Source organism: Alistipes sp. AM16-43, from assembly GCF_003435745.1.
Classification (GTDB): Bacteria; Bacteroidota; Bacteroidia; order Bacteroidales; family Rikenellaceae; genus Alistipes; species Alistipes onderdonkii.
Genome location: NZ_QTUQ01000005.1, coordinates 1 through 24,287 on the forward strand (window position 1 = coordinate 1; position 24,287 = coordinate 24,287).

The window sequence follows — 24,287 nt, forward strand, 5'->3', positions numbered from 1 at the left end:
GAGAGTAGGTAGCCGCCTCTTCAAGGTCAGATCATTAGGTCTGACCTTTTTTTGCCCCTTTCCGAACTCTCACGTTACATTAGATTTTTACGGCCGGAGTCGCATGTCGAAAACGGACGGCCTTTAGGGTGCTCTGTTTTTTATTTCTTCCATTTTTTATGAAATCCGCAGTGGCTGCATGTCAACTCGTAAGTGTTGTTTTGGACGGAGAGGAGATGCAATGAAATATTATGGCACTTGGAGCAGCGCAGTGTCGATAATAACAGTTCATATTGCCTGAACAGGAGGATATTAATGCTGCTCACGGCGATGCATGACAATCCGAACCAAGGATTCTGGCAGGCAAATGCAAAAAATAATCCGCCTGCCATTATCAAAGAAAGTACAGTCAGTCCGGATAGGCGGATGATCCTGTTCTGCATGTGTTTCGAGAACCAGAGCGGCAGTGTGGCGCAAATACTGACTGTTGCAGGGACGAAACTGATGCAGATTAGCAGTAGATAGCTATTCATAATATCAGTCAGCCGGTCCCTCGGCGTATGTAAGTGGGGATAGTGGGATTGTATCATAAAAAAACGTGGGACAAAACTCATATATTTGCTTTTCGAGGTCTTAGGAAACCATGTAGTACAAATATAGAATGAAGCCCACGTTGGAAACGTGAGCGTCAAACTTCATTCCTCGTACTACTTCAGAAAGTTCCTAAGTTTCGAAAAGCAAGGTATAAAGCTAACGCTTTTTATATGTATGCCCTGCTTTTTTTGAATGCAAGGGCGTAATAATCTGAATTAGAGATCTTCTGTTGTTAATTCATAGGCGGTGCGATTTAAAATTCGTCACTACAAATATATATAAAAAATCGGAATAGCCGAAATCGAAGCCGATCTCCGGCATCGCATGGAAATTTGATTATCTTTGCTGCAACACCTGAAACTAAAAAAATGATCGAAATTCCCGAATCTAACGCGTATGCACGGCAAGCCGGCGATATGCTGTCCGGACGGACGGTTACCGATGTTTTCAACGCAACGTATCCTCATAAATTTACCTGGTATACCGGGGATCCGGCCGCATACAGGAATTTGCTCGCCGGAAAGAAATTCCTGTCTGCCGCAGGTTATGGGGCATTTGTCGACCTGCTGTTGGAGGATAAGGTGCATGTCGCGCTTTCGGACGGGGTACACATGCGTTACTGTTCGGCCGGAGCGGACATCCCGTCCAAATACCAGTTGCTGATAACATTCGACGATGACAGTTTTCTGGTCTTCACGGTGGCCATGTATGGCGGGATCAATGCTTTCCGGGATAAGCTGGATAATCCGTACTACCTGGGTGCCTTGTCGAAACCTTCCCCGCACGACAACCGGTTCGATGCCGCTTATTTCGACCGCCTGGTGGCCGGTGCTAAACCTAATCTTTCCGCCAAAGCATTCCTTGCTACGCAACAGCGGATTCCCGGCTTGGGAAACGGCGTCCTGCAGGATATTCTTTTCAATGCACGGATCCACCCTAAACGGAAGATGGCGACGTTGGGCGAGCGAGAACTGGACGCGCTGTTCGGCGCTGTGAAATCCACGCTGGCCGAAATGACAGCGGTCGGTGGCCGGGATACGGAGAAGGATCTTTTCGGCAATTCCGGCGGGTACAAGGTCATCCTCTCGAAAAATACATATACGGATCCGTGCCCTGTATGCGGAGGTGCACTTGTCAAGGAGGCCTATCTGGGCGGGGCGGTTTACTATTGCCCGCATTGCCAGCCCTTGAAATAGCTCCGGCTTTACCGGGGACGAAGGTGTTTTTCAAAGAAGTCCGGCCTGTGTCCCCGCTGAAAGCATGAACGGCAAAAGCCGGGGATTTCCCCGGCTTTTGCGTAATTGTGCGGCAGATAGATTATTGGGCGCATTGGCTGCCGAATAGCTGTGCGGACTCTCCCTGCACGACCCTGTCCCGGGCGAGCCGGTATTATTCGGTGTAACTTCTACTGTTGTTGCGCAGCCGCGTGTGCGTCGGCCTTCTCTTTCATCCTGGCGGCGCGTTTCTCGCTGTCGGGGTGCGATGAAAACATCTTTTGTACGGTCGATGCCTTGGCTCCCTTCGAAAGTTCTACCAGTTTGTTCAGCGAGTTACCCATCGCATAGGGGCTGAAACCGTGTTTTACGGAGAATTCAAATCCGTATTCGTCAGCTTCGTACTCCTGTTTCTGCGAGAATTGCGCATCGGTGAAGGCCGTCACCAATTCGCCCAGCTGCGAGCCGCTCAGCTTGGCCAGCCTGCTCCCTTCCGCAGCCCCGGCGGCATTGCGGGCCGCGGATGCCAGGTAGGCGTTTTTCATCGCATGTTTTGTGTCGGCATGGACTACGTGGCCGATTTCGTGCCCGATGATCGCCATCAGTTCGTCGTCGTCCATCAGATCCATCAAGGCGCTGAAAACGCGGATCGAACCGTCGCCGCAGGCGAAGGCATTGACGTCGGCCACATCGTAAACCTTGAAATTGAGCGGCAACCCGTCGACCTCGGTGATACCCTCGGTCAGACGTTTGAGGCGGGCCCCGTATTGGGTTGTCTCATCGGCGACGGGGTTGTTGGCGTCCATCCATGCTACGGCTTCGCGGCTCAACTGTGCGATGTCGCTGTCGCTCAGGGTCACCGCTTTGGCGACATCCTTCCCGGCGTCGAGCAGTTTTGCCGTGTTGAGTTTCTTGCCGCCGATTTTCAGCTGGGCAATCGCATCCCCGGGCAACAGGACGCTTAGGGACAGGACGGAACATAAAAGCAGGAGTTTCTTCATTTTCGTTTACGGAGTTTTAAGTTTCCAGGCAAAGATAGCAAATTATCCGGGAACCGCTATGGACGTAAAGCCCATTCGGTTTTCCCGGTTCCGAATGTTATTGCCGTGCTGCGAAGCTCAGTCTTTTTTCCAGCGCTTGAGTGTGGGAAAGTATTCGCGCATCAGCGTGACGGACTCCTCGAAAGTATAGCTTTTGCCATTTTCGTCGCGGAACTGTTCGTGGATCTGTGCACAGTGGCGGATCATCTCCTCCATCGTACATGCCGCGGTGAAGGTGCCGCCCTTGTAACAATAGACGCAGTATTCCCCGCTCGGGCTTCCGTCGGTTTCAGTGCCGAAATCGCCCGCCGCCTGCATCGGCATGCCGCAGCTCTGGCAGAATTTCATCTCTTCGTTCATCGTTCTAAAGTTTTATATCTTGCCGGAACCGATGAGGCGCGGTTCGTCGAGGATCGGTTTAGTCTGTGCCGGAAATATCCATTTTATAAATTTAGGCAATTCCCGTTTCCGGCAAATTTATTTGCCGGATATATTCGCGGGCATGGTTAAAAGCAAAAGCAGTCGATCATCCATTGGTCGTCTATACCTTTGACCGTGGCATTCAGATTCCCGTCCGATGAGGTAAGTTGCATCTCCTGCCGTCTGGTATCCCAGATAAAGTCCACTTCCCAGGTTATCGGGTTCATCTCTTCTGCGATGGCGGAGTAGTTGTCGATCAGCGGATCCTTGCGGAGCCACTCGCCCTGTCCGCTGCCTATTTTGCCTGTTTTAACACTATCGGCCATCTGGTCGAAAGTCGTTTCCAGACTCTTGAGCAGGTCGGGCGTAAGGTAATTGCTTTGCTTCAGTGCGTGGACGTATTTGCCGAGTTCATCCCGGTCGAGTTTTACAAGTTTGCCTTCGTCATCGTATTTTGCAGCTTTCAGCTCCTTGAACGACCAGTAATTGGCTTTGTACCAGTCGATAAACTCGGTAGCCCTCTCTTTGGCCCGGGCTATATTGCGGGTCTGGCTGCGAACCGTTTCCGCAGGATAAAGTTCGTTCGGATACACGTCGAGTATTTGATCGAGGAGTATGCGCCACATGGCGCTGGTTCCGTCGTTGGAACGCCGCCCCCAGAACGTATAAGCCCAAAGCAACAGATATTGATCGTCGGAATTTCTGTTGACCGTGTAGCGTACATAGGGATTGGTGATGTAGTCGCCGTATTCTCGCCAAAGCAGATACGTGTCTTCCTCGTTTGCATAGTTGTAAATGTCAGTGAAAGCGTCCCTGCCGTTCTTTTCACCCAGTGCGTTCAACTCCCGCCAGGCCAGATCGAGCATGTCGACCCTTTTGGCAAAGAAATTATAATCGATAGCGTCCTTTCTTTTCAGCAGCGCTTTTTTCAGCCACCAGAGCATGGTGTCGAAATCCTCCGAATCGAAATCCTCATAGTCCGAGTGGAATACCTGATGGTAAAAGCGGCTTAACCGCTGTTTGACGACGAAGCGCATGCTGTCCCTTGCCGCGAATTCCCTGTATTTTTCTTCGCCTATCTCCTCGGGACTCGTTAGGATACAAGGCGTATAAATCGCATTCGGATTATATTCCAATATTTCGCTGCACTCCATTACAAAAGAATAAACGTAGTCTTCACCCAGTGCTGCCCAATCGTATTGGTTGTAGATATACATAGCGTCGTCGGCAAGACGTTCTGCGGTTTCTTCACTCACGACTACCTCTTCGTCGGGGCAGTCCGGGGTTTCTCGCTGCGCGTCCGATTCCGTATATTCCCGGTTGTCCGATGTCGAGCGGCGATGCGATTCCGACCAATAGAATGCGTCGGTCGAGGCGAGGTCGCATGCGATGGTCGAGACCAGAATGTATGCGATGGTCGACAGCATGAAAAGCAGGATCAGCACTATTTTCCAGCCGGTTTTTCGGATACGGGTGGTTCTGCGCAGGAGAAGTACCAGCAGCCAGGTAATAAAAAGATGTACCGCAATGAAAATGGAGAATACCCGGAAGAATCCCCGAATCCAGATGTCGGGTATTGTGGAAGCTAAGAAGGCGGACGGTACGGCCAGCAACAGCGACAGTGGTATGAAGAGCTGGGTTTTCGACAATCGCTCCACGAAACTCTGCTGTCGCTCCTCTTCCGAAAGAGGTTCTATTTTATTGGTCAGTCGCACCAGCCCCACGATTATGCAGGTCACCAGTGCGGGAAGCAGGAGAGTCCAGAATTCGAAGACGGCGAGCCATGTCAGAGGAGTCGAGTAGTCGCTGCCCAACTTGGAGTATAGGGCTATGAGGGAGATTGAAATGCCTATCCCCGTTGAAATCAGATAAATGCCGCTGATAAGCCGGCGAAAGTGTTTTCTTGTCATTATTGTTTGGGATTGTGTGTTGGGGTGGGGGTGTTATTTTGGCACGAAATCCAGGATCGCCCGGGCCGTCGCCTCGGGTTCTTCGAGGAATCCCATGTGTCCCGAGTTTTCCAGCCATACGACCTTCGCCTGCGGATGCTCCGCGACCATTTTCTCGGCCGCTTCGGGCGGGATGTAACCGTCTTTCCTGCCGAGGATAAAGAGCTGCGGCACCTTCGACGAGCGCAACATCGCGTTCTGGTCTTTGCGGGCGATCATGCCGCCCAGCAGGGCGACAATCCCTTCGTCCTCGGTAAGGAAAACCTGTTCGGTCAGGTCTTCGATATGATCCTGCATCCGCGCGCGGTTCTCTTCGGCAAAGCCTGCTGCCGGAGCTACCCGGGCGAGCATCTCCTTCTTGCCTGCCTTTACGAGGGCGATCTCCCTGCGGCGGTTTTCAGCTTTTTCGGGAGTGTCGCGATTGGGCGTGGAACTGAGCAGGACGAGCCCGTCGAGCATCTCCGGATGGCGCTCGCAGAATGCCTGTGCCACGTAGCCGCCCATGGAGTGTCCAACGAGCGTACAGCGCCCGATACCAAGGACCGTGAGGGCGTCGGCTACCGTGTCGGCCAGGAAATCCATCGTATGCACTTCGCCTGTGACGACCGAAATGCCGTGCCCCGGCAGGTCCAGCGTCACTACGCGTACCTCTTTATAGAGGTAGGGGACGAAATCCTCCCATACCAGTGACGATTCGAGATAGCCGTGCAGCAGCACGACGCACTTTTCACCGGCCTGTGAATCGCAGATATGCAGGGCCGTAGTCCCCGCCATTATGAATTTTTCGGTCATGTCCCGGGAATTATTCCTCCTCGTCATCCCCTTCGTCGAGGTAGTCGAGTACGGATTCGCGCCGCGTCGTGCCGAGGAGGTTCTCGTCGTCCTCTTCGTCGATCGAACGGTAGAGCGAGTGCCGCTCTTTGCCGCTCTTGCGTATCGGATCGAGGCGTTTTGCCTTTCGAAGTTCGTCTGCGTCGTGTTCGCGGATTCCCTTGGGTGTTTTCATGGGTGGGAGAGGATTGGTTTTAGAAATTGTCGGTTTCGAATACCCCGCTGAAAACCCTGCGGGCAGGGCCCGTGAGCCTGATATTCGTATAATTCTGTGTCCCGGCCTCGTGCGTGAAGCCCACGATCAGCTCTCCGCCGGGAACCTGTATCCGGTATTTTGTCGTTCCGTGCTGCAAAGCATAGTTGGTTATGATCGCCGCAGCCGTGGCACCCGTGCCGCAGGCCAGCGTCTCGTGCTCGACGCCCCGTTCATAGGTGCGCATACGGATCGCCCCGTTGCCCGTGACCTCGACGAAATTGACGTTCGTACCCTGTGGGAACCGCCCCGTATCGTAACGGATACCCCTGCCGCGCCCGTTTACGTCGATGCCGTCGACATCATGCACCATTTCCACGTAGTGGGGAACCCCCGTATTGAGGAACCACCAGCCGTCGCCGCTGCGGATTTCCGATACATTTATCATGCCCAGCTCGATTTCGCCCGCGGGGCCCTGCGCACGCCGGATGTGTGCCGTATGCACGCCGTCCGTCGCGTCGAAATATTTGGTTTCCCCGCCGATGCCCAGATGTTCGGCGAAGAGCGCGAAGCAGCGGGCGCCGTTGCCGCACATCTCCCCTGCCGACCCGTCGGCGTTGTAGTAACGCATCGAGCAGTCCAGCCCGGCGCTGCGGCGCAGGGTCATCAGCCCGTCGGCGCCGATGCCGAAATGACGGTCGCACAGGGCGGCGATATGTCCGGCATCCGGCCGGAATGCTCCCTCGCGGTCGTCGATCAGGATGAAATCGTTGCCCGCCCCCTCGTATTTGACGAATTTTACCAGCACTTCCGATAGTGGTTATATCATCGCAAAAATAATAAAACTTCTAAAAGTTTTACTACTTTTGTGGAAAATATGCGTATTCGCCGGTACCGGCAGGCGCCCGTATTGTTTTTTCAGAAAACCTATAAATACAATTCCCATGAAAAGTGTGCTTTTCAAGCATCGTTCGATACGTAAGTTCCGTTCCACCCCAATTCCCGAGGACGTGCTGCACGAGATTCTCGAAGCGGCATCGCGTGCTTCGACATGCGGCAACATGCAGCTCTACTCGCTGGTTGTGACCCGCGATGCCGCTTTACGCGGGAGGCTCGCCCCGTGCCACTTCAACCAGCCGATGGTGACGCAGGCTCCGTGCGTGGTGACGGTCTGCGCCGATGTGCACCGCTTCTCGATGTGGTGCCGGCAGCGCGATGCCGACCCGGCCTATGACAATTTCGCGTGGTTTCTCAATGCCGCGACCGATGCCCTGCTCGCCGCCCAGAACCTGTGCGTCGAGGCCGAACTGAAGGGGCTGGGCATTTGCTATCTCGGAACGACGATCTATACTGCCGGCGAGATCGCCGACATTCTGGAACTGCCCAAGGGCGTCATTCCGCTGACGACCGTCGTCGTGGGGTATCCCGACGAGTCGCCCGGGCTGACCGACCGCCTGCCGCTCGAAGGCGTGGTGCACTATGAGAAATATACCGACTATACGGCCGCCGAAATCGACGAGTTGTGGGCCGAGCGTGAAGAGTCGGAGCTCACCAAACGCCTCCTCGAGGAGAACGACCTGCCCAACCTGGCGCAGGTCTTCACGCAGCGCCGCTACGTCCGCAAGGACAACCTCGCGATTTCGAACTCCTATTTCGCGCTCCTGAAGGAAAAAGGGTTCTTTAACAACTGACGCTGGGGTGCGGGGGGCCTGTCGTATATTCGTTGCCGCCATGCTGGGCCTGATCTGCTCCGCATGCAGCGTCACGCGCAAGATCCCCGAAGGTCAGTACCTGTTGCAGAAGGTGAAGATCGACGCCGACAAGTCGACGCCCCGCAAGGAGCGCATCACTGCGGCCGATTTCGAGAAATACGTGCGCCAGACCCCTAACAAACGTTTTCTGGGTACCAATTTCTATGTCTGGCTCTACGAGCAGGCCAATCCCGGCAAGCAGAACTGGTGGAACAACTGGAAGCGCCGGATCGGGCAGGAGCCCGTATTGCTGGACATGGGCCTGACGGAGCGGAGTGCCCAGAACCTGAAGATCTTTATGGATTCGAAGGGATTTCGTGCGTCGCAGGTGACCTTCGAGGTGGATACCACTTCGCGGCGCAAACGCGCCAGGGTCACCTACCGAACCCGGCAGGGCGAGCCTTACCGGATCGACTCCGTTTCCTATGAGTTCCGGGACAAGTTCCTCGAACAGATCATCCTTCCCGATACCGCCAATACGCTGCTCCGCAAGGGCCGCATCTTCGACATCACGGTACTCGACCGCGAGCGCGAGCGTATTGCGGCCTACCTCAAGGAGCGGGGGTATTACAACTTTACGGTCAACAACATCGAGTATGTGGCCGATACGCTGGGCGGCGGCCATAAGGTCGGGCTCGAACTGGTTGTCAAGCAGAACCTTACGGGATATGACGAGCGCGGCCTTCCGGTCATGGACAACAACATGGTCTACCGTATCGACCAGATCAACGTCTTCCCCAATTACGACCCTACGGTAGCCCGAGCCGATTCGACCTTCCTGCAGCGGCTCGACACGCTCTATTACCGCGGCCTGAATATCGTCTACGAGAAACGCCCCAACCTGCGACCCGCGATCCTGCGGCAGGCGGTGCCGCTCTACCCGAACTATGTCTACAATTCGGCACAGGTGAACCGCGCGTATACCGACCTGATGTCGCTCGGGTATTTCAAGAGCGCCAAAATCGAATTCGAGGAGCAGCCCCAGAGTGCCGATGTCACCAACTATGTCTCCTTTATCGGAGCATCGGCCGATTCCACGCAGACCCGCTATACGCGGGAAGGGTACCTGAAATGCAATATCCTCTGTACCCCGACCCTGAAACAGAGTTTCAAGGTCGATCTGGAAGGAAGCACCACGTCGAGCTTCTACGGACTGAAAGCCACCGTCGGCTACCAGAACCGCAATATTTTCCGGGGTGCCGAGGCATTCGACGTTTCGTTCACGGCCGGTTATGAGTTTATGAAGGCTCCCGATGCCAGGAAGAAGCGGGCTACGGAGTTCGGCATAACGACCGGGCTGACTTTCCCGCGTTTCCTGATGCCCTGGCGCACGCGGCGGTTCCGTTCGGTCAACCAGCCCAAGACCAAGGTCGAGTTGTCGGTCAATTTCCAGGATCGCCCCTATTACCGGCGCACGCTTTCCAGTGCGGGCATCACCTACCAGTGGACGAACGACCGTTACTCGTCGTTCTCGCTGCGGCCCATCGACATCAACGTGGTCGATGTCAACAACCTCGACGAATCGTTCCTGATGATAAACAAGACCGACTCTGCGGGGCACCAGGAACTCACTCCGAACAAGTACCTGCTCGAGAGTTTCCGGACGCAGTTCATCGGCGGGCTGACGTTCGGCTATTCGTACAACAACCAGCGCAAGAACCTTGGGGGCAATGCGACCAATATTCGGTTCAATTTCGAGACGGCGGGCAACCTGATCGACGCCGTAGACCGCCTGTTCTACGCACGTCCTAAAGACGGAAGCCCGGCCAAGATCTTCGGGATCGAATATTCACAGTATTTCCGTACCGACCTGAGCATCAGCCGCAAGATCATGCTGGGCGGTGCCACGGCACTCGTCGGCCGCATCTATGGCGGCGTGGCGATGGCTTACGGCAATTCGGCCTCCGTTCCGTTCGACCGCCAGTTCTATTGCGGCGGCAGCAACGGCATGCGCGGCTGGGCGCCCCGTACGCTGGGGCAGGGTTCGGTGCCCGACCCTCACAGCTCCTTCCCGATACAGACGGGCGATGTGAAGCTGGAGGCCAACCTCGAACTGCGTTTCCCGGTATGGGGCATGGTGCATGGCGCGACCTTCTTCGACCTGGGAAACATTTGGTATATCCGCCAGAGCTCCGACTACTCCGACGATGCGGTCTTTCATTTCGACAAGTTTTACAAGCAGTTGGGTTTCAATACGGGGATCGGCCTGCGGCTGGACATCAAGTTTGCGGTACTCCGCCTCGACTGGGGCGTGCAGCTCCATAATCCGAACAATCCCTCCGGCGAAAAGTGGATACACAACCTGCGCTGGAAAAATACGGCGCTCAATTTCGGCGTGGGGTATCCCTTCTGATCCCCGCCCTTTCCTTTTTTGCCGGCGGAGGATTACCCTCGGAGCCCGACGCATAAAGCCTCCCCGGCCGTATGGCCGGGGAGGCTTCGTTGTCTGCGGCAATGCCGTGCCGTCAGTTCTGTGCCTTGTACTGCGAAGGCGACATGCCCGTATTGCGTTTGAAGTAGCTGCCGAAGAACGATTGGTTCGGGAAATTGAGGTAGTAGGCGATCTCCTGAATGCTCATGGTGGAATATTTGAGCAGTGTCTTGGCCTCGATGATCACGTAGTTGTCGATCCACTCCGAAACCGACAGCCCGCTGATCCGTTTTATGAGCGTCGTGAGGTATTTGGGCGTGATGCAGAGTTGTCGGGCATAGAACCCCACGCTGCGTTCGGTGCGGTAGTGTTCGCCCAGCAAGTGCGTGAATTGCTTGAAATATTCTTCGGCCCGGTTGTGTATGGGATTCTGTACTTCGGGATGCTCCGAGAGGTAGTTGTAGAGGACGTCCCCGACCTTGTAGATCGTCGCGGCAATCAGCCCGTTGATGATATCGTACGTGAAATGGGTTTCTTTGCCCCGGGTTTCACGCTCGATCTGCGCGATGAAACTGCGTATCGAGTGGCTTTCCTCGTGCGTGAGCGTCAGGCAGGGGTTGGCTGCGAATTGCAGGAAAAGCTGGAGCAGGTTTTTTGTGTCGATGTTGATGCGTCGCAGGAAATCGGGTGATACGACGATTACGTCGGCCTTGAAATACTCCTCCGACTTGACCTGGAGGATATTCTTCGGGCTGAAGATGAAGATCGAATTTTTCTTCAGCCGATATTCGTGCAGGTTGAGCGATACGCTGGTTTCGCCTTCCGTGCCGACGCCGATGACGAAGGCGTCGATGCGGCACGGGAACCGGAAAATTTCCATACGGTTGTCGCTGCTGGCCGTGAAGCACTCCCTCATCAGGCCCTGGCGGTTGTCCCCGGACATTTCGATGAGCTGCGACAGCGTGAATGAGTTGATCATAGTTTCTGTGTGTTTTCTGTTCATTTATCCCTTACAGTCGGGCTGAATATAGCAAAAAAACAGTAATTTAAGTTCATTATGTTCGATAATCGAACGAAATGAACAATATAGACTCCTTTCCGTATTTTTCCGGTCGTTTTGCCGGATATGGGCATGAAAAAAGTGCCGGGGAGCCGGCACTTTTTAAGTTTTTATTTTGAGTTTATTCGTCTTACCTTATTTTGCCGCAGGTGCTGCGGGAGCGGCGGGCGTAGCTGCCGGGGCGTCCGTGATTCCCAGTTCCTTCTTCACGGCCGGGGCGAGGTCGGTCAGCATGGCCTCGTCGAAATAGGCCAGCGACCCTGTCGAAGTGTCGAAGACTGCCAGGTAGCTGCCTGCGGTCGCAACCTTGTCGATAGCGGCCTTGGCCTTGTCGATGATCGGGGCCAGCAACTCGTTGTAACGCTTCTGGAGATCCTGCTGTGCGACCTGTTCGAAATCGTTGCGGCGCTGGATGAGATCATTCAGTTCCTTCTCTTTGAGCTGACGCACGGCGTCCGACATGGTCGAGAAATTCTTGTTGAACTCCTGATACTTGTTGTTATATTCGACGACGATGTTCTCCATGCTCTCCTGAAGATCCTTACTGTAAGCTTCGATGTTGGTCTGCATCTCCTTCATTTCCGGCATCACCGAGATAACTTCCTGGGTGTTGATGCGCCCGAATTTCTGTGCGAAGAGCGATGTGGCGCCCATCACGAATACAACCGCAAGGGTTAGTTTGATTGTTTTTTTCATAAATTATCAGTTAATGTTTTGATGATTCTATTTTTTGAGGACGTCGATAACCTGCTGCGTACGATCCACACTGGGGTTCGAGTAGAGCAGCGTCGGGTTGTTGGCCGAATCGAGCACCACGTCGGCACCCACCTGTTTGGCATAGGCTTCGATCGCGGAAAAGACCTGTTTCTGGATCGGCTCGATCATTTCGATTCGCTTTTTCATCAGTGTGCCGTCGTTGCCGAAGAGGGTTTCCTGATACTCCTGTGCCGCTTTTTCTTTGGCCAGGATGTCGTTTTCCCGGGCCTGGCGCGTCGCGGCCGTGAGCGAGGCTTTCTGGTTCATGTAATTGTTGTAGAGCGTCTCCACCTCTGCGAACTTCGCGTCAACCATATCCTGATATTGTTCGGCCAGTTTGTCCAGCGTGGAGAGCGCCGTATTGTAAGCGTCGATGGACTTGAAGACCTTTTCACTGTTGACGATTATGTAGTTCTGTGCCGCCAATGTGCCGGCCGTGAGAACGAATACCGCTATTAAAATCAGACGTTTCATAATCCTTTGTGCTTTAAGTTAATATTCGGCCGGTTTCCCGGAACGGTGCTATAAATATAACTATTTTCTTTCAAATTTATTGCCACACTGCGCTTTATTTGCGCTTCCCGTATATTGGCACGGATTATCGTGAGGGATTGCCCCTCTTCTGGCCGTCGTGCCGTGCCGCGGGTTAGAACTGCTGCCCCAGTACGAAGTGGAACTGGCTGCCGCTCTTCTTGGTCGAACCTGCCGGGGCGTCGAAACCGTAACCCCAGTCGATGCCCAGCATACCTACCACCGGCAGGTAGAGGCGGACGCCGAAACCGGCCGAACGCTTGATCTTGAAGGGCGAGAACTTCTTCCACGATTCGAACGCATTACCGCCTTCGAGGAAGCCCAGTACATAGATCTGCGACGAGGGTTTCAGGATGACCGGGTAGCGCAACTCGGCCGTGTATTTGTTGTAGCCGACCGAATAGTCGCTCGTGGGGTCGAGTGCGCCGTCTTCGTAACCGCGCATCGAGATGATGTCGATACCGTATATGTTATACCCCGACATACCGTCGCCGCCGACCTCGAAACGCTCGAATGGCGAAACCTTGTGTTTATTGTAGTTGCCCAGGTAACCCATCTCGGCCTTGAGCATCAGCACCAGGTTCGAGTTTTTCGTCAGCGCCTGGAACCACTGTGCCTTGAATTGCCATTTGTGGAATTCTACCCAGCGGTAACGCTCCTGGTTGGCCTTGTCGGCGGTCGTGCTGTTCGTACTGTTGGCCAGTTGCTCGAGTTTCTTATAATCCTTGCCGTCCCAGAGCGAATAGGGAGGCGTGAACTGCACCGAAGCACTGAATTCCGAACCGCGGCGCGGATAGATCGGCTGGTCGACCGAGTTGCGGGCGAATACGAGTTTGAGCGAAAGCAGGTTGGCTGCACCGTTGGTCATGCCGAACGTGTTCCAGTTCTTGAGCGAGAAACGTTCGTAGCTGGCCTCTCCGTAGAGCGTGAAGTAGGGATCGGGCCAGTTCAGACGCTTACCCAGTCCGGCTGCCACGCCGTACGTACGGAAATACTGCGTACTCTTTTGCCATACGTAGTAGGCGTTGTTCTGTTCGGAGAAATGCGCCGAGATCGTGAACGAGTTGGGTTTCTTGCCGCCGAGCCACGGGTCGGTGAAACTCAGGGCGAAAGCTTTGTAATAGGTGCCGTTGGTCTGGGCCGATATCGACAGGCGCTGGTTCTGCCCCATCGGATAGGGGCGCCATGCACCCTTTTTGAAGAAGTTTTTGACCGAAAGGTTGTTGAGCGTGATGCCGACCGAACCTACGAACGTGCCGGAGCCCCAGCCGCCCGCGATGTTGAACTGGTCGGAAGCCTGCTCCTCGAGCGGCCAGTTGACGTTGACAAGCCGGTCGGATACCGGTTTGATGTCGGGCATGATCGTCTCGGGGTTGAAATGCCCCATCGAACCGAGCGTGCGGATGGTCTGCATCAGCAGCGAGCGGTCGTAGAGTTCGCCCGGGAAGGTGCGCAGCTCGCGGCGGATGACTTCGTCGTCGACGCGCTGGTTGCCCGTGATGCCCACCTCGTTGATCTGGAACTGCTTGCCCTCGAATACCTTGACCTCGATGTCGATCGAGTCCGGGCCGATGATCGTCTCGGCGGGTTCGATCTGCGACATCAGGTAACCGTTGTTCTGGTAGAGCGACGAGACGGACATCGCCTCGGGGTCGGTTTCCTTGCCGATGCCCAGTCGTTTGTGCATCGACTTTTTGTCGTAGGTGTCGCCCTTGCTCACGCCGAACATCTGCTGCAGGTCGTTGGTTTCGTAGACCGAGTTGCCCACCCACGATACGTTGCGGATGTAATATTTGTTGCCTTCCGAGACTTCGAGGTCGATGCCCAGCCGCTTGTCGTTGATCGGGTAGATCGAATCGCGCACGATCGTAGCGTTACGGTAACCGCGCGAGTTGTAGAAGTCGATCAGGAGGTCTTTGTCCTCTTCGTAATCATTTTCGTTGAGCTTCGCCCCGCGGAAAATGTTGATGCTCTTCTGGTGGGTCTTCTTGAAGGTACGGCGCAGGCGCTTGTCCTTGAACTGTTCGTTGCCCGTGAAATTGATCTTGCCGATCTTGACCTTGTTCTTGCGGTCGATGAGGAACGTGACGTTCACCATCTGCGGGCGCAGCGTGTCGTTGGTGATGCGCACGTCCACCTCCGTATTGCGGAAGGCTTTTTCCGACCAGTAGGCCTTGATGAGCTTTTTGTTCTTGTCGATGATATAATCCGATAATTCGCTGCCCCGCTTGAGTTTGAGCTTCTCCAGCAGGTCTTTCTTCTTGCCCTTCGAGATGCCTTCGAAATCCCAGTTGTTGACACGGGGACGCTCCTTAAGAAAGACCTCAAGGTCGAGGCTGTCGCCCTCGATCTCGGCTCCGATCTTCACGTCGGAGAAAAACCGCTGGCTCCACAGGCGCGAAATGGCATTGGCGATGAAGTTGCTGGGCAGGTAGATCGAGTCGCCCGCGATCAGTCCCGCCGAGGATTTGAGGATGTCGGAATTGAGGTACTGCACACCGTGGATATTGATGTCGCGGATGTAGTAGAGCTTCTGGGCGCCATCCTGCCGCATCATGGGGGCGTTTTCCGGGAATGCGGGCTTCGACGAGGCCGCGGTGTCTGCAGGATTCTGTTCCTGGGCGAATATATTCGTGCAGCATAACACGAAGGTCACGGCTGCCGTGAATATCTTACCGAAATAATTCATCTATTTTAATCTAATCTTTACTTCATCTATTTAACCAGCCCGAAACGTCGGTCGCGGCGGGCGTATTCCTCGATTGCCCGGTCGAACTCCTCTTCGGTGAAATCGGGCCACAGCACCTCCGGAAAATAAAGTTCGGCATAGGATGCCTGCCAGAGCAGGAAATTGCTCAACCTGCATTCGCCGCTCGTGCGGACGACCAGGTCGGGGTTCGGGTAGGGCGCCGTGTCGAGCGAAGCGCTGACCGTTCCCTCGGAGATCTCCCCCGGGGCGAGCTCTCCGGCTGCGACCCTTGCGGCGATGCGCTGCACGGCGCGCGTGATCTCGCTGCGCGACGAATAGTTGAGCGCAAGGATCAGCGTCAGCGTCTTGCCCCCGGCCGTCCGTTGCTCGGCCTCGCAGAGGTAGCGCTGTACCTTCTCCGAAAATCGTGTGCGGTCACCGATCATCCGGATCTCCACCCCCTGGCGGATCAGTTCCGGGGTCTCGTTGACCACGCTCTTGCAGAAAAGCTCCATCAGCGCGTCGACTTCCTGTGCGGGACGCCCCCAGTTTTCGGTCGAGAACGCATAGAGCGTCAGGTACCTGACGCCCCAGCGTGCCGCTGCGCGCAACGATGCCCGGACAGGCTCCACACCTGCAACATGGCCTTCGTAACGCTCCTTGCCGCGCAGCTCGGCCCAGCGGCCGTTGCCGTCCATGATGATGGCGACGTGTTGGGGTATGCGATTCTGCTCGCTCATATTAGGGCACAAATATAGGGAATTAAAATGAAAATCTACCTACTTTACTGAACAACTTTACACCGATTTAAGACAAGGGCTTCAACTGCGGATGTCGATGCCCCACATCATTTTATTCCGTAACGTGTCATAAAATGATATATTGTGCGGTACGGCCAGAAAAATCTTCTGATCGGCGCGTTTTATCGTGAAGGCCGCTTCCTGCCCGATGGCGTACACACGGCTGTCGAGGGTGACGAATGCGTCGGAGCGCCGCGCGTCGACACGGAGCGTGATCGTGGCCGAGTCGGGGATGACCACAGGGCGCATCGTGAGGTTGTGCGGAGCCAGGGGGGAAATCACCAGGCAGGCGCATGTCGGGGCTACGACGGGGCCTCCGGCGCTGAGCGAGTAGGCCGTCGACCCCGTGGGGGTCGAGACGATCACGCCGTCGCCGTGGTAGGTGGCCACCATCTGCTCGTCGACGTAGGTTTCGACCGAGATCATGCCGGCACCGTGACGCTGTACGGTGAATTCGTTGAGCCCCAGCTCCGTGTCGGGCTGCTCGGCATAGTCGCCCGTGGCTTCGATCATCGAGCGGGGCTCGGTGGTGAGGCGTCCTGCCGCGACCTCTTCGAAGATCAGGTTCAGCCCGGCGCTCGGGGCGCTGGTCAGGAACCCGAGGTGCCCGGCATTGATGCCCATGACGGGGATCGGGGCGCCGCAGAGGCGGTGTACGCCTTCAAGCAGCGTGCCGTCGCCGCCGTAACAGACCATCAGGCTGTCGGCGGGCTGCTGCCCGATGCATTGCCCGTAGACTTTTTCGGGCGGGATCTGCATGCCCGTGAGTTCGGTGACGAGGGGGGCGAACTCCTCGTTGACGGCGTAGTCGAACCCGAAAAGACGGAGTGCATTGAACAATTGGCATATCTCGGCTGCGGTGTGGGAGAGCTGCCTGCGGGAAAAAAGTATGATTTTCATCGGCGGAGTTTCGAAAAAATAAGTAACTTTACCACGTCAAGACGACATCCGGGAGCCGTTCGTGCCCCCGTGCGGATCGGCCGGCGCGGTCGGGTTCAACATCGGGACGGCATGGTTCGTGCTCCGCCTGGGGCTTTATACAAGCGGCTTGTGCCGTCATTACGTGCAAATATAGCGAATTTTATGACAAAGTTAAGTGTAAACATCAATAAGATTGCCGTGGTGCGCAATTCGCGGGGCGGCAACATGCCCGATGTGGTTCGCGCAGCCCTTGATATCGAGCGTTTCGGCGCCGACGGCATCACGGTGCATCCGCGCCCCGACGCCCGGCATATCCGTTACGACGACGTGCGCGACCTGAAGCGTGTGCTAACCACCGAACTCAACGTCGAGGGCAACCCCATCCCGAGTTTCGTCGACCTCGTGCTGGAGGCCGTCCCGGCCCAGGTGACCCTGGTGCCCGACGCGCATGACGCCATTACGTCGAATGCCGGGTGGGATACGCTCGCCAACCGGGATTTCCTGACCGGGGTCGCGGCGCGGTTCCACGAAAAGGGTATCCGGGTTTCGGTCTTCGTCGATCCCGACCCTGCGATGGTCGCCGGTGCGAAGGCTTGCGGCGCCGACCGCGTGGAGCTCTATACCGAAGCCTATGCCCGCGAGTACCCTGCGGGTGCCGATGCTGCGCTGGCACCCTACCTGGCTGCTGCCGAAGAGGCGCGTCGCCAGGGGCTGGGGCTGAACGCCGGGCATGACCTCAGCCTGGAAAACCTGCGCTTCTTCGTCGGGCGCATCCCGTGGACGGACGAGGTGTCGATCGGCCATGCGCTGATCTGCGATGCGCTCTACTACGGGCTGGAAAACACCGTGCAGCTTTATAAACGTGAACTTAAATATTAAAAAAAATAGAAGCCGGATATGAAAAAAGCCATTCTCTTTGCCGCGGCTCTGTTCGTCGCGGTCGCATCGTTCGCCCAAAACGAATACAACTATCAAAAACGCAGCCTTTTCGAACAGTTGCCGATCCGGGGTAACGACATCGTTTTTCTCGGGAACAGCATCACCGACGGCTGCGAGTGGGCCGAGTTGTTCAACAACCGCCATATCAAGAACCGCGGCATCAGCGCCGACCGTTCGGGATGGCTGCTCGACCGTCTCGATCCGATCGTCAACGGCCATCCCAAGAAACTGTTCCTGATGATCGGCACCAACGACCTGGCGGCCGGCGTGTCGCCCGAGGAGGTGGCCGCCAACATCGGGAAACTGCTCGACCGCTTCGCCGAGGAGTCGCCCTGGACGAAGATCTACGTACAGAGCATCCTCCCTGTGAACGGCGTGGATACCAAGGCTAAGGTCAAGAACCACTGGAAAAAGGGCGCCGAGATCATCGAGGCCAACAAACTGATCGAAGCGCTCTGCGAAGGCCGCAAGAATGTGCTCTACATCGACGTCTATTCGGCACTGGTCGATCAGAAAGGAATGCTCGACCAGCGCTATACGAACGACGGGCTGCACCTGATGGGCGAGGGGTATCTCGCCTGGAAAGAGGTCATCGAGAAATACGTGAAATAGCCGCGTGCCGCTGTCGAACCCCATATTCCGGAAAATTTCGCGTATCGCCGGCGAGCAGGGTGTGCGGGCCTTTGTCGTCGGCGGTTACGTGCGCGACCACTACCTTCGCCGCCCTTCGACCGACATCGACGTGGTCGTCGTGGGGAGCGGGATTGCCCTGGCCGAAGCTCTGGGGCGCGAATTGCACGCCAAAGTGTCCGTTTTCAAGACTTTCGGCACGGCGATGCTCCGTGCCGGGGGAATCGAGGTCGAATTCGTGGGCGCCCGCAAGGAGTCTTACACGCACGATTCGCGCAAGCCGCAGGTCGAGGCCGGGACGCTGGAAGACGACCAGCGCCGCCGTGACTTTACGATCAATGCGATGGCGTGGTCGCTCGATGCCGATTCGTTCGGCGAGTTGGTAGACCCGTTCGACGGGATGTACGACCTGGAGGAGTGCATCATCCGTACGCCGTGCGACCCCGACATCACCTTCTCGGACGACCCCCTGCGCATGATGCGTGCCGTGCGTTTCGCCTCGCAGCTGGGCTTCACGATCGAGGAGGAGACCTTCGATGCCATCCGCCGCAATGCGCCGCGGATCGGGATCGTATCCCGGGAGCGCATTGCCGCCGAACTCAACAAGATCGTCCTGTCGCCCGTCCCGTCGATCGGCTTCGAACTGCTGGAGGCGACCGGGTTGCTGGAGCGGATATTCCCCGAGCTGCATAACCTCAAAGGGGTCGAGAAACGCGGCGCCCATGCGCATAAGGACAACTTCGTCCATACGCTCAAGGTGCTGGACAACGTCGCCCGGCACAGCGACGACCTGTGGCTGCGCTGGGCCGCCGTGCTGCACGACATCGCCAAGCCGCTGACCAAGGCCTACGACCCGAAGGCCGGCTGGACGTTCCACGGGCACGAGGTCGTGGGATCGAAGATGGTGCCCGGGATTTTTCGGCAGTTGAAACTGCCCCTGAACGAGCATATGAAATTCGTGCAGAAGATGGTTTTCCTGCACTTGCGGCCGATCATCCTTTCGGAGGATATGGTCACCGACTCGGCCGTGCGCAGACTGCTGTTCGAAGCCGGGGACGATGTGGAAAAGCTGATGACCCTGTGCGAGGCCGACATCACGTCGGGCATCGACGCCAAGGTGAAGCGCTACCTGGCCAATTTCGGCCTGGTACGCCGCAAGATGAAAGACCTCGAGGAGCGTGACCGTATCCGCAACTTCCAGCCTCCGATCACGGGCGAGGTCATCATGCAGACCTACGGCATCGGGCCGTGCCGTGCGATCGGCGACATCAAGGAGGTCATCAAGAACGCGATCCTCGACGGGGAGATTCCCAACGACTACGACGCGGCCTATGCTCTGATGGAGCGGCTGGCCGCGGAAAAGGGATTGACCAAAGCCGCGGCCCGAAACCCGTAGGAACGCCTGCCGCCCCGTCGTTGTATTAAATAAAAAAGGTCGAGTTTTCCGCTCGGCCTTTTTTATTCGCCGGATTATATTTTGGCTGCCGGGTCGTAAGCCCCGGTGGCGATTATTTCGAGGGCTTTTTCCAGGATTTCGTCGCGTCCGGCCTGTAAGCCCGGAACCGTGGCATGAACCGGGACGTCGATCCGAATGCCTGCGCGCTGGGTGTTCGTGCCGTCGGGATAGAGGACGCCCAGCCCGGAGAAATATCCGAAATCGCCCCCGGGCATTACGAGTGCCGAAATGTTGCCGTCGGCGCCTGCCGTTTGCGTGCCGACGACCGTGCAGCGCGGTGTGGCCTGGAATGCCATGGCAGTATATTCCGCCTGGCTTTGGGTCGATGAGTCTACCAGCACAATGACGCGCCCCTTGTAGTAAGCGGGATTCTCCGCGACGGCGGGATTGTCCGGGTTTACGAAGAGGGAGTCCTGCAACTCATGGAATACTCCGGGCAGTGCGCCGGTCGGCGCAAGCCAGATGACGTGCGGCGACGTACGGGGCATGAAGTAGCGGCCGATGAAGTCGAAGATCATGAACTCGCGGGGATAGCAGCGCAGATCGACGATCAGGGCCTTCGTATCCCGGAATTTTTCCATAATCCGGGCGCCGTCCGCTTTGGTGTAGTTAACCCCCGTCATGTAACCTATGCCGTCGGCGAGCAGGCGTATGTTGGCGGTGTCGAGCATGCGCTCCGTGATGTAGGGGCTCCAATTCATGACACTGCGCGTCGCAATCCGTTCCGTCATACGCCGGCCGTCGCGCACCAGCTCCACGGCGGCCGTATCCCGGTGGGAACAGACCATACACATGGCCGCCATGTAGTTGCGGTTCTCGGCGTTGGATGCGGCTTCGAAACGGGCAAGCCCGTCGTGCGTGCTTTTCCATCCGCGGCCGTCGATCGAGAGGATTTCGTCGCCTTTGCGCAGCGGGCCGTCGGCGATTACGAAGACCCGGTCATCGGCGTTGCGCACCTCCGCCGGAACGGTGTTGTAACCGAACATATTGTATCTGACCGAGGCTGAATGCGAATCGCACAGCTCCCGCAGGAGCATGGCCTGGTTGGGGTTGCCGGGTGTTTGCCCGGGTATGAAAAGCGGAATGTATTTTTCCGGGATTTCGCCCCACGGGGTATCGGTAAGGTTACGGTTGGGGGAGAAATATTCGATGACGTTCCAGAAGCGGAACAGGAACAGCATCCGGTAACCGCAGTCGTCGGACGAACCGGCAGTGCTTTCGTTTCGCATCACGAAATTTCCTGCGTTTGCTGTAAAATCCGTGTAGCGGTTTGCTTCGCGTTTGGCGTAGCGCAATTCCCGCAGGAGGCGCGGGAGGGCGTTGCCTAACCGTGCCGTGTCGTCCATCCAGAGCAGGTCGGCTGTCCGGGTGCATTTCACCGTTTTCAGGGCTTCGTCGTATTCCGCCTTGTCGGTATTGAACCGTCCGAGCCCCTTTACCCATTCGTAAAGTACCCTGTTTCGTTCCTCCGGTGTGGCTTTGGCGACTTGCGGCAAGAGTCCGAAAAGCTCGTAATCGACATTGAGGGTCGAATCGGCGAAAACAGGATGGTGGTACTTGACGTAACCCCATACACGGCAGGTGACACCGAGGTTTTCGATGACCTGCGGATCCCGGGCGTCGAGGGAGTCCAGTGCGAAGCCCGAAGAGACGGAATAGTCGGGGTAGTGTTTGGGCTGCACGCAAGAGCAGCATGCACAACAGATCGTTGCGGCGAGGAGCAGGAGGGATTTCATGTCAGTAAGAGGTCGGTTTCCTGCAAAACGGGAACAATCAGTAATTTAGTATTTCCGGCAGCCGGTTTTTTATGCCCGGGGCCGATTCTCCGGTGCCTGTCCCGCCGCGGCCTTCTCCGCATCCAGTTGTGCCCGCGATTTCGACTTGGTGACCAGCCATACCCCGGCGAAAACGCACAGGGCTGCGACGCCTTTCGTAAAGCCGAAGGTGTCGAGCCCGACGGCGACGGTGAACAGCACCGCCACCAGGGGCTGCACGTAGTTGTACATCGACACGACGGTCGGGCGCAGGTAACGCTGTCCGACCGGCACCATGAAATAGGAGAGAAAGGTCGAGCAGACCACCACATAGCCGATGCCGGCCCAGGTGCGGGGTGCGAGTGCGGCGTAGTCCACCTCTGCGAGCGGCCGGTAGTAGATCGCCACGGCGGCGACGGCGGCGAAGAGGAACATCCATTTCATCGTCGTCACGGGGGAATACTTGACGATCACGTTGCGGAATGCCGTGAGGTAGGTGGCGTAGCTGACAGCGCTGACGACGCACAGTACGTCGCCCGCCACACTCGACGTGCCGCCCGTGCCGTGCCGGCTGACGAGGATCAGCAGCAGCGCCCCGCCGCAGCCGAGCAGTACGCCGCCCGCCTTGAGCCAGGTGATCGGCTCGCGCAGGAACAGCGTCGCCAGCACCATGGTGAGTACGGGGACGATGGTGGCGATGATCGAGGTGTCGATGGGCGAGGTGAGCGAAAGGCCCCAGAGGAAAAGCATCTGGTTGAGCTGGATGCCGAACACCGAGGCGAACAGCAGCAGCACGATGTCGCGCGGGGCAACTTTCTCCCTGGGCAGGAAGAGCGATACCGTCCAGAACAACAGGCAGGCGCCCAGCATACGGTATACGCTCAGTGCGAACGGATTGACTCCCTGCGGGTGCGTTTCCGACCAGAGTACGCTTTTGCCGATCGGTGCGTTGAGGCCCCAGATGATATTCGCGACCCAAAGGGCCGCATGCCCTTTCAGTTTTCCGTCCATACGCTTGCGGGATTGACGCGGCAAATATAGGTAAAATTTGGTGTAATAATTGCCCGGATGGATCTTTGTGAGTAAAACGCGCTATAATCTCGACCTGGTATTTGCCAACATCTTTTTCGGGGCGAACTTTTCATTCTATGTCTCGCTCACGCGCAATTACCTCGATTTCCAGCAGATATTCATGTTGCAGGTGCTTTCGGGCGCGATTTTCTTCATCCCGTTCGCCCTTTTTTCGAAGCAGTCTTTCCGCATCCGGTGGCGCGACGCGGGCAACATACTGGTCGTCACCATGCTGATTGTCTACGGTTGGATGTACATGCTGCTCTGGGGATCCTCCTACACCTCGCCCATCGACGCCTCGATCATTTCGACGCTTGGCCCGGCCGTGACGCTGATCATGGATCACATCATGCACCCGCACAAATATATCAAGGCGCGGGTCGTGGGTGTCGTCTGTGCGTTGGCGGGGGCTGCGGTGCTGCTCTTCGACCACGGCTTCGTGCTCACGCACGGCAGCCGCGCCTACGGCAATGCGCTGGTGCTCGTCGCGGTGGTGGCGATCGCCATCAATACGGTCATTATCAAGCCCCAGCTCGAACGGCTGGGAACGCTGGTCGTGATGGGGTGGTATTACATCGTCGGACTGGCCGTGACAGCGCCGTTCTTCTGGAAATACGTCGACCATACGCAATTCCTGCGCCTGCCGTTGCAGGCACAGGCCGAACTGGCCTACATCCTGATCCTGGGGACGGTGTTGCCGATGTACCTGCTCTACCGGGGCACCGAGAAACTGACTTCGGTGCATACGGCCCTGTACCGCTATATCCAGCCCGTCATCGCCGGCATCCTGGCCATCGTTCGCGGGCAGGCGGTGTTCGATGCCGCCAATATCGTGGCGCTGGCCTTCATCTTCGCGGGGGTCGTCCTGGTGGTGATCGGGTATAAATACTATGTCCGCCACGGGCTCCCGCCCGTGGGGCACGACGGGCGGCTGCGCGCTTAGTCCGCGAGCAGCCTCGTGCGCCACGCCTCGGGCACGGGCATGCTCAGCTGCCTGGCGAAGTCGAAGGCGACCATCACCGAGCGGCTCTCGCTGCGCACCCGGCCGTCGACGACGAGCTGCTGGAACAGCGTGAGGCTTTTGTTGCCGATCTTCTCGCAGGTCGTGGTGACGCGCACCCGGTCGTGGAGGCGGATCTGCCCCATGTAGGAGGTCGAAGTCGAAACGGTGATGATGCGCAGGTCGCCCAGCAACACTTCGTCGCCGAGCACCCGCTCGTAGTATTCCATCTTCCCCACGTCGAAATACATCTGCTGCGAGACGTTGTTGACGTGCTGGAACGGGTCTACGTCCGAAAACCGTTTCTGAATATCTGTTTCGAGTACCTTTGCCATTTG

At 56.8% G+C, this 24,287-nt stretch carries 22 protein-coding genes; 7 read left to right on the top strand and 15 right to left on the bottom strand.

Annotated features, from left to right (window positions below; translation table 11 throughout):
• Positions 1-941: 941 nt before the first annotated feature.
• Complete coding sequence (locus DW189_RS09965) at positions 942-1,769, top strand: endonuclease VIII (protein WP_117507927.1); 828 nt, start codon at positions 942-944, stop codon at positions 1,767-1,769.
• A 209-nt stretch (positions 1,770-1,978) separates the two neighbouring features.
• Here the strand turns inward: DW189_RS09965 and DW189_RS09970 are convergent, their stop codons facing one another.
• The 6 genes from DW189_RS09970 to dapF form a co-directional block, all read right to left on the bottom strand.
• On the bottom strand, positions 1,979-2,788 hold the full coding sequence (locus DW189_RS09970; RefSeq protein ID WP_117507929.1) for a M48 family metallopeptidase: 810 nt from the start codon (positions 2,786-2,788) through the stop codon (positions 1,979-1,981).
• A 117-nt stretch (positions 2,789-2,905) separates the two neighbouring features.
• Positions 2,906-3,187, bottom strand: coding sequence for a zinc ribbon domain-containing protein (locus tag DW189_RS09975; protein WP_117507930.1), 282 nt, complete (start codon positions 3,185-3,187; stop codon positions 2,906-2,908).
• Positions 3,188-3,333: 146 nt separating this feature from the next.
• Positions 3,334-5,157, bottom strand: a complete 1,824-nt coding sequence (locus DW189_RS09980; protein ID WP_141417686.1) for a hypothetical protein — start codon at positions 5,155-5,157, stop codon at positions 3,334-3,336.
• Positions 5,158-5,190: 33 nt separating this feature from the next.
• Positions 5,191-5,988 carry an alpha/beta fold hydrolase gene (locus DW189_RS09990; RefSeq protein ID WP_117507934.1) on the bottom strand — a complete coding sequence of 266 codons (798 nt, stop codon included), beginning with the start codon at positions 5,986-5,988 and terminating at the stop codon, positions 5,191-5,193.
• Positions 5,989-5,998: 10 nt separating this feature from the next.
• Positions 5,999-6,202: a hypothetical protein gene (locus DW189_RS09995; RefSeq protein ID WP_022332418.1), complete on the bottom strand. Its 204-nt coding sequence runs from the start codon at positions 6,200-6,202 to the stop codon at positions 5,999-6,001.
• A 19-nt stretch (positions 6,203-6,221) separates the two neighbouring features.
• Complete coding sequence (dapF, locus tag DW189_RS10000) at positions 6,222-7,028, bottom strand: diaminopimelate epimerase (protein ID WP_022332419.1); 807 nt, start codon at positions 7,026-7,028, stop codon at positions 6,222-6,224.
• A gap of 136 nt (positions 7,029-7,164) precedes the next feature.
• On the opposite strand from dapF, the gene DW189_RS10005 reads away from it, so the two are divergent.
• A complete protein-coding gene (locus tag DW189_RS10005; RefSeq protein ID WP_022332420.1) occupies positions 7,165-7,911 on the top strand; it encodes a nitroreductase family protein in 747 nt (248 codons plus the stop codon).
• 40 nt (positions 7,912-7,951) lie between these two features.
• A complete protein-coding gene (locus tag DW189_RS10010) occupies positions 7,952-10,324 on the top strand; it encodes a BamA/TamA family outer membrane protein (protein ID WP_232045657.1) in 2,373 nt (790 codons plus the stop codon).
• A gap of 112 nt (positions 10,325-10,436) precedes the next feature.
• On the opposite strand, the gene DW189_RS10015 is transcribed toward DW189_RS10010, so the two are convergent.
• The 6 genes from DW189_RS10015 to DW189_RS10040 all read right to left on the bottom strand — a co-directional run bounded on the left by DW189_RS10015 (position 10,437) and on the right by DW189_RS10040 (position 17,078).
• The gene (locus tag DW189_RS10015) at positions 10,437-11,321 is read right to left on the bottom strand and encodes a helix-turn-helix domain-containing protein (RefSeq protein ID WP_232045656.1); all 885 of its coding nucleotides are present in this window, start codon (positions 11,319-11,321) and stop codon (positions 10,437-10,439) included.
• Positions 11,322-11,537: 216 nt separating this feature from the next.
• Positions 11,538-12,098 carry an OmpH family outer membrane protein gene (locus DW189_RS10020; protein ID WP_055204884.1) on the bottom strand — a complete coding sequence of 187 codons (561 nt, stop codon included), beginning with the start codon at positions 12,096-12,098 and terminating at the stop codon, positions 11,538-11,540.
• A 27-nt stretch (positions 12,099-12,125) separates the two neighbouring features.
• A complete protein-coding gene (locus DW189_RS10025) occupies positions 12,126-12,632 on the bottom strand; it encodes an OmpH family outer membrane protein (RefSeq protein WP_117507940.1) in 507 nt (168 codons plus the stop codon).
• Positions 12,633-12,804: 172 nt separating this feature from the next.
• The gene (locus DW189_RS10030) at positions 12,805-15,378 is read right to left on the bottom strand and encodes an outer membrane protein assembly factor (RefSeq protein ID WP_117507942.1); all 2,574 of its coding nucleotides are present in this window, start codon (positions 15,376-15,378) and stop codon (positions 12,805-12,807) included.
• A 26-nt stretch (positions 15,379-15,404) separates the two neighbouring features.
• Entirely contained in the window at positions 15,405-16,118 is a 714-nt protein-coding gene (uppS, locus tag DW189_RS10035; RefSeq protein WP_117507944.1) for a polyprenyl diphosphate synthase, read from the bottom strand.
• An 81-nt stretch (positions 16,119-16,199) separates the two neighbouring features.
• A complete protein-coding gene (locus DW189_RS10040; RefSeq protein ID WP_117507946.1) occupies positions 16,200-17,078 on the bottom strand; it encodes an NAD(+)/NADH kinase in 879 nt (292 codons plus the stop codon).
• Between the two features lie 183 nt (positions 17,079-17,261).
• On the opposite strand from DW189_RS10040, the gene DW189_RS10045 reads away from it, so the two are divergent.
• The 3 genes from DW189_RS10045 to DW189_RS10055 are packed head-to-tail and all read left to right on the top strand — an operon-like array spanning position 17,262 to position 20,064.
• Positions 17,262-17,978: a pyridoxine 5'-phosphate synthase gene (locus DW189_RS10045; RefSeq protein ID WP_117507947.1), complete on the top strand. Its 717-nt coding sequence runs from the start codon at positions 17,262-17,264 to the stop codon at positions 17,976-17,978.
• 18 nt (positions 17,979-17,996) lie between these two features.
• On the top strand, positions 17,997-18,650 hold the full coding sequence (locus DW189_RS10050) for a GDSL-type esterase/lipase family protein (protein ID WP_117507949.1): 654 nt from the start codon (positions 17,997-17,999) through the stop codon (positions 18,648-18,650).
• 4 nt (positions 18,651-18,654) lie between these two features.
• Positions 18,655-20,064 carry a CCA tRNA nucleotidyltransferase gene (locus DW189_RS10055; protein WP_117507951.1) on the top strand — a complete coding sequence of 470 codons (1,410 nt, stop codon included), beginning with the start codon at positions 18,655-18,657 and terminating at the stop codon, positions 20,062-20,064.
• A gap of 74 nt (positions 20,065-20,138) precedes the next feature.
• Here DW189_RS10055 and DW189_RS10060 read toward each other — a convergent pair whose 3' ends face one another.
• Positions 20,139-21,860, bottom strand: coding sequence for a S41 family peptidase (locus DW189_RS10060; RefSeq protein ID WP_117507953.1), 1,722 nt, complete (start codon positions 21,858-21,860; stop codon positions 20,139-20,141).
• 69 nt (positions 21,861-21,929) lie between these two features.
• On the bottom strand, positions 21,930-22,889 hold the full coding sequence (locus DW189_RS10065; RefSeq protein ID WP_117507955.1) for a DMT family transporter: 960 nt from the start codon (positions 22,887-22,889) through the stop codon (positions 21,930-21,932).
• 49 nt (positions 22,890-22,938) lie between these two features.
• Here DW189_RS10065 and DW189_RS10070 point away from each other — a divergent pair, with 49 nt between their 5' ends.
• The gene (locus DW189_RS10070) at positions 22,939-23,892 is read left to right on the top strand and encodes a DMT family transporter (protein ID WP_022332431.1); all 954 of its coding nucleotides are present in this window, start codon (positions 22,939-22,941) and stop codon (positions 23,890-23,892) included.
• On the opposite strand, the gene DW189_RS10075 is transcribed toward DW189_RS10070, so the two are convergent.
• Positions 23,889-24,284, bottom strand: a complete 396-nt coding sequence (locus DW189_RS10075; RefSeq protein WP_117507957.1) for an acyl-CoA thioesterase — start codon at positions 24,282-24,284, stop codon at positions 23,889-23,891. The genes DW189_RS10070 and DW189_RS10075 overlap by 4 nt on opposite strands.
• Positions 24,285-24,287: the final 3 nt, after the last annotated feature.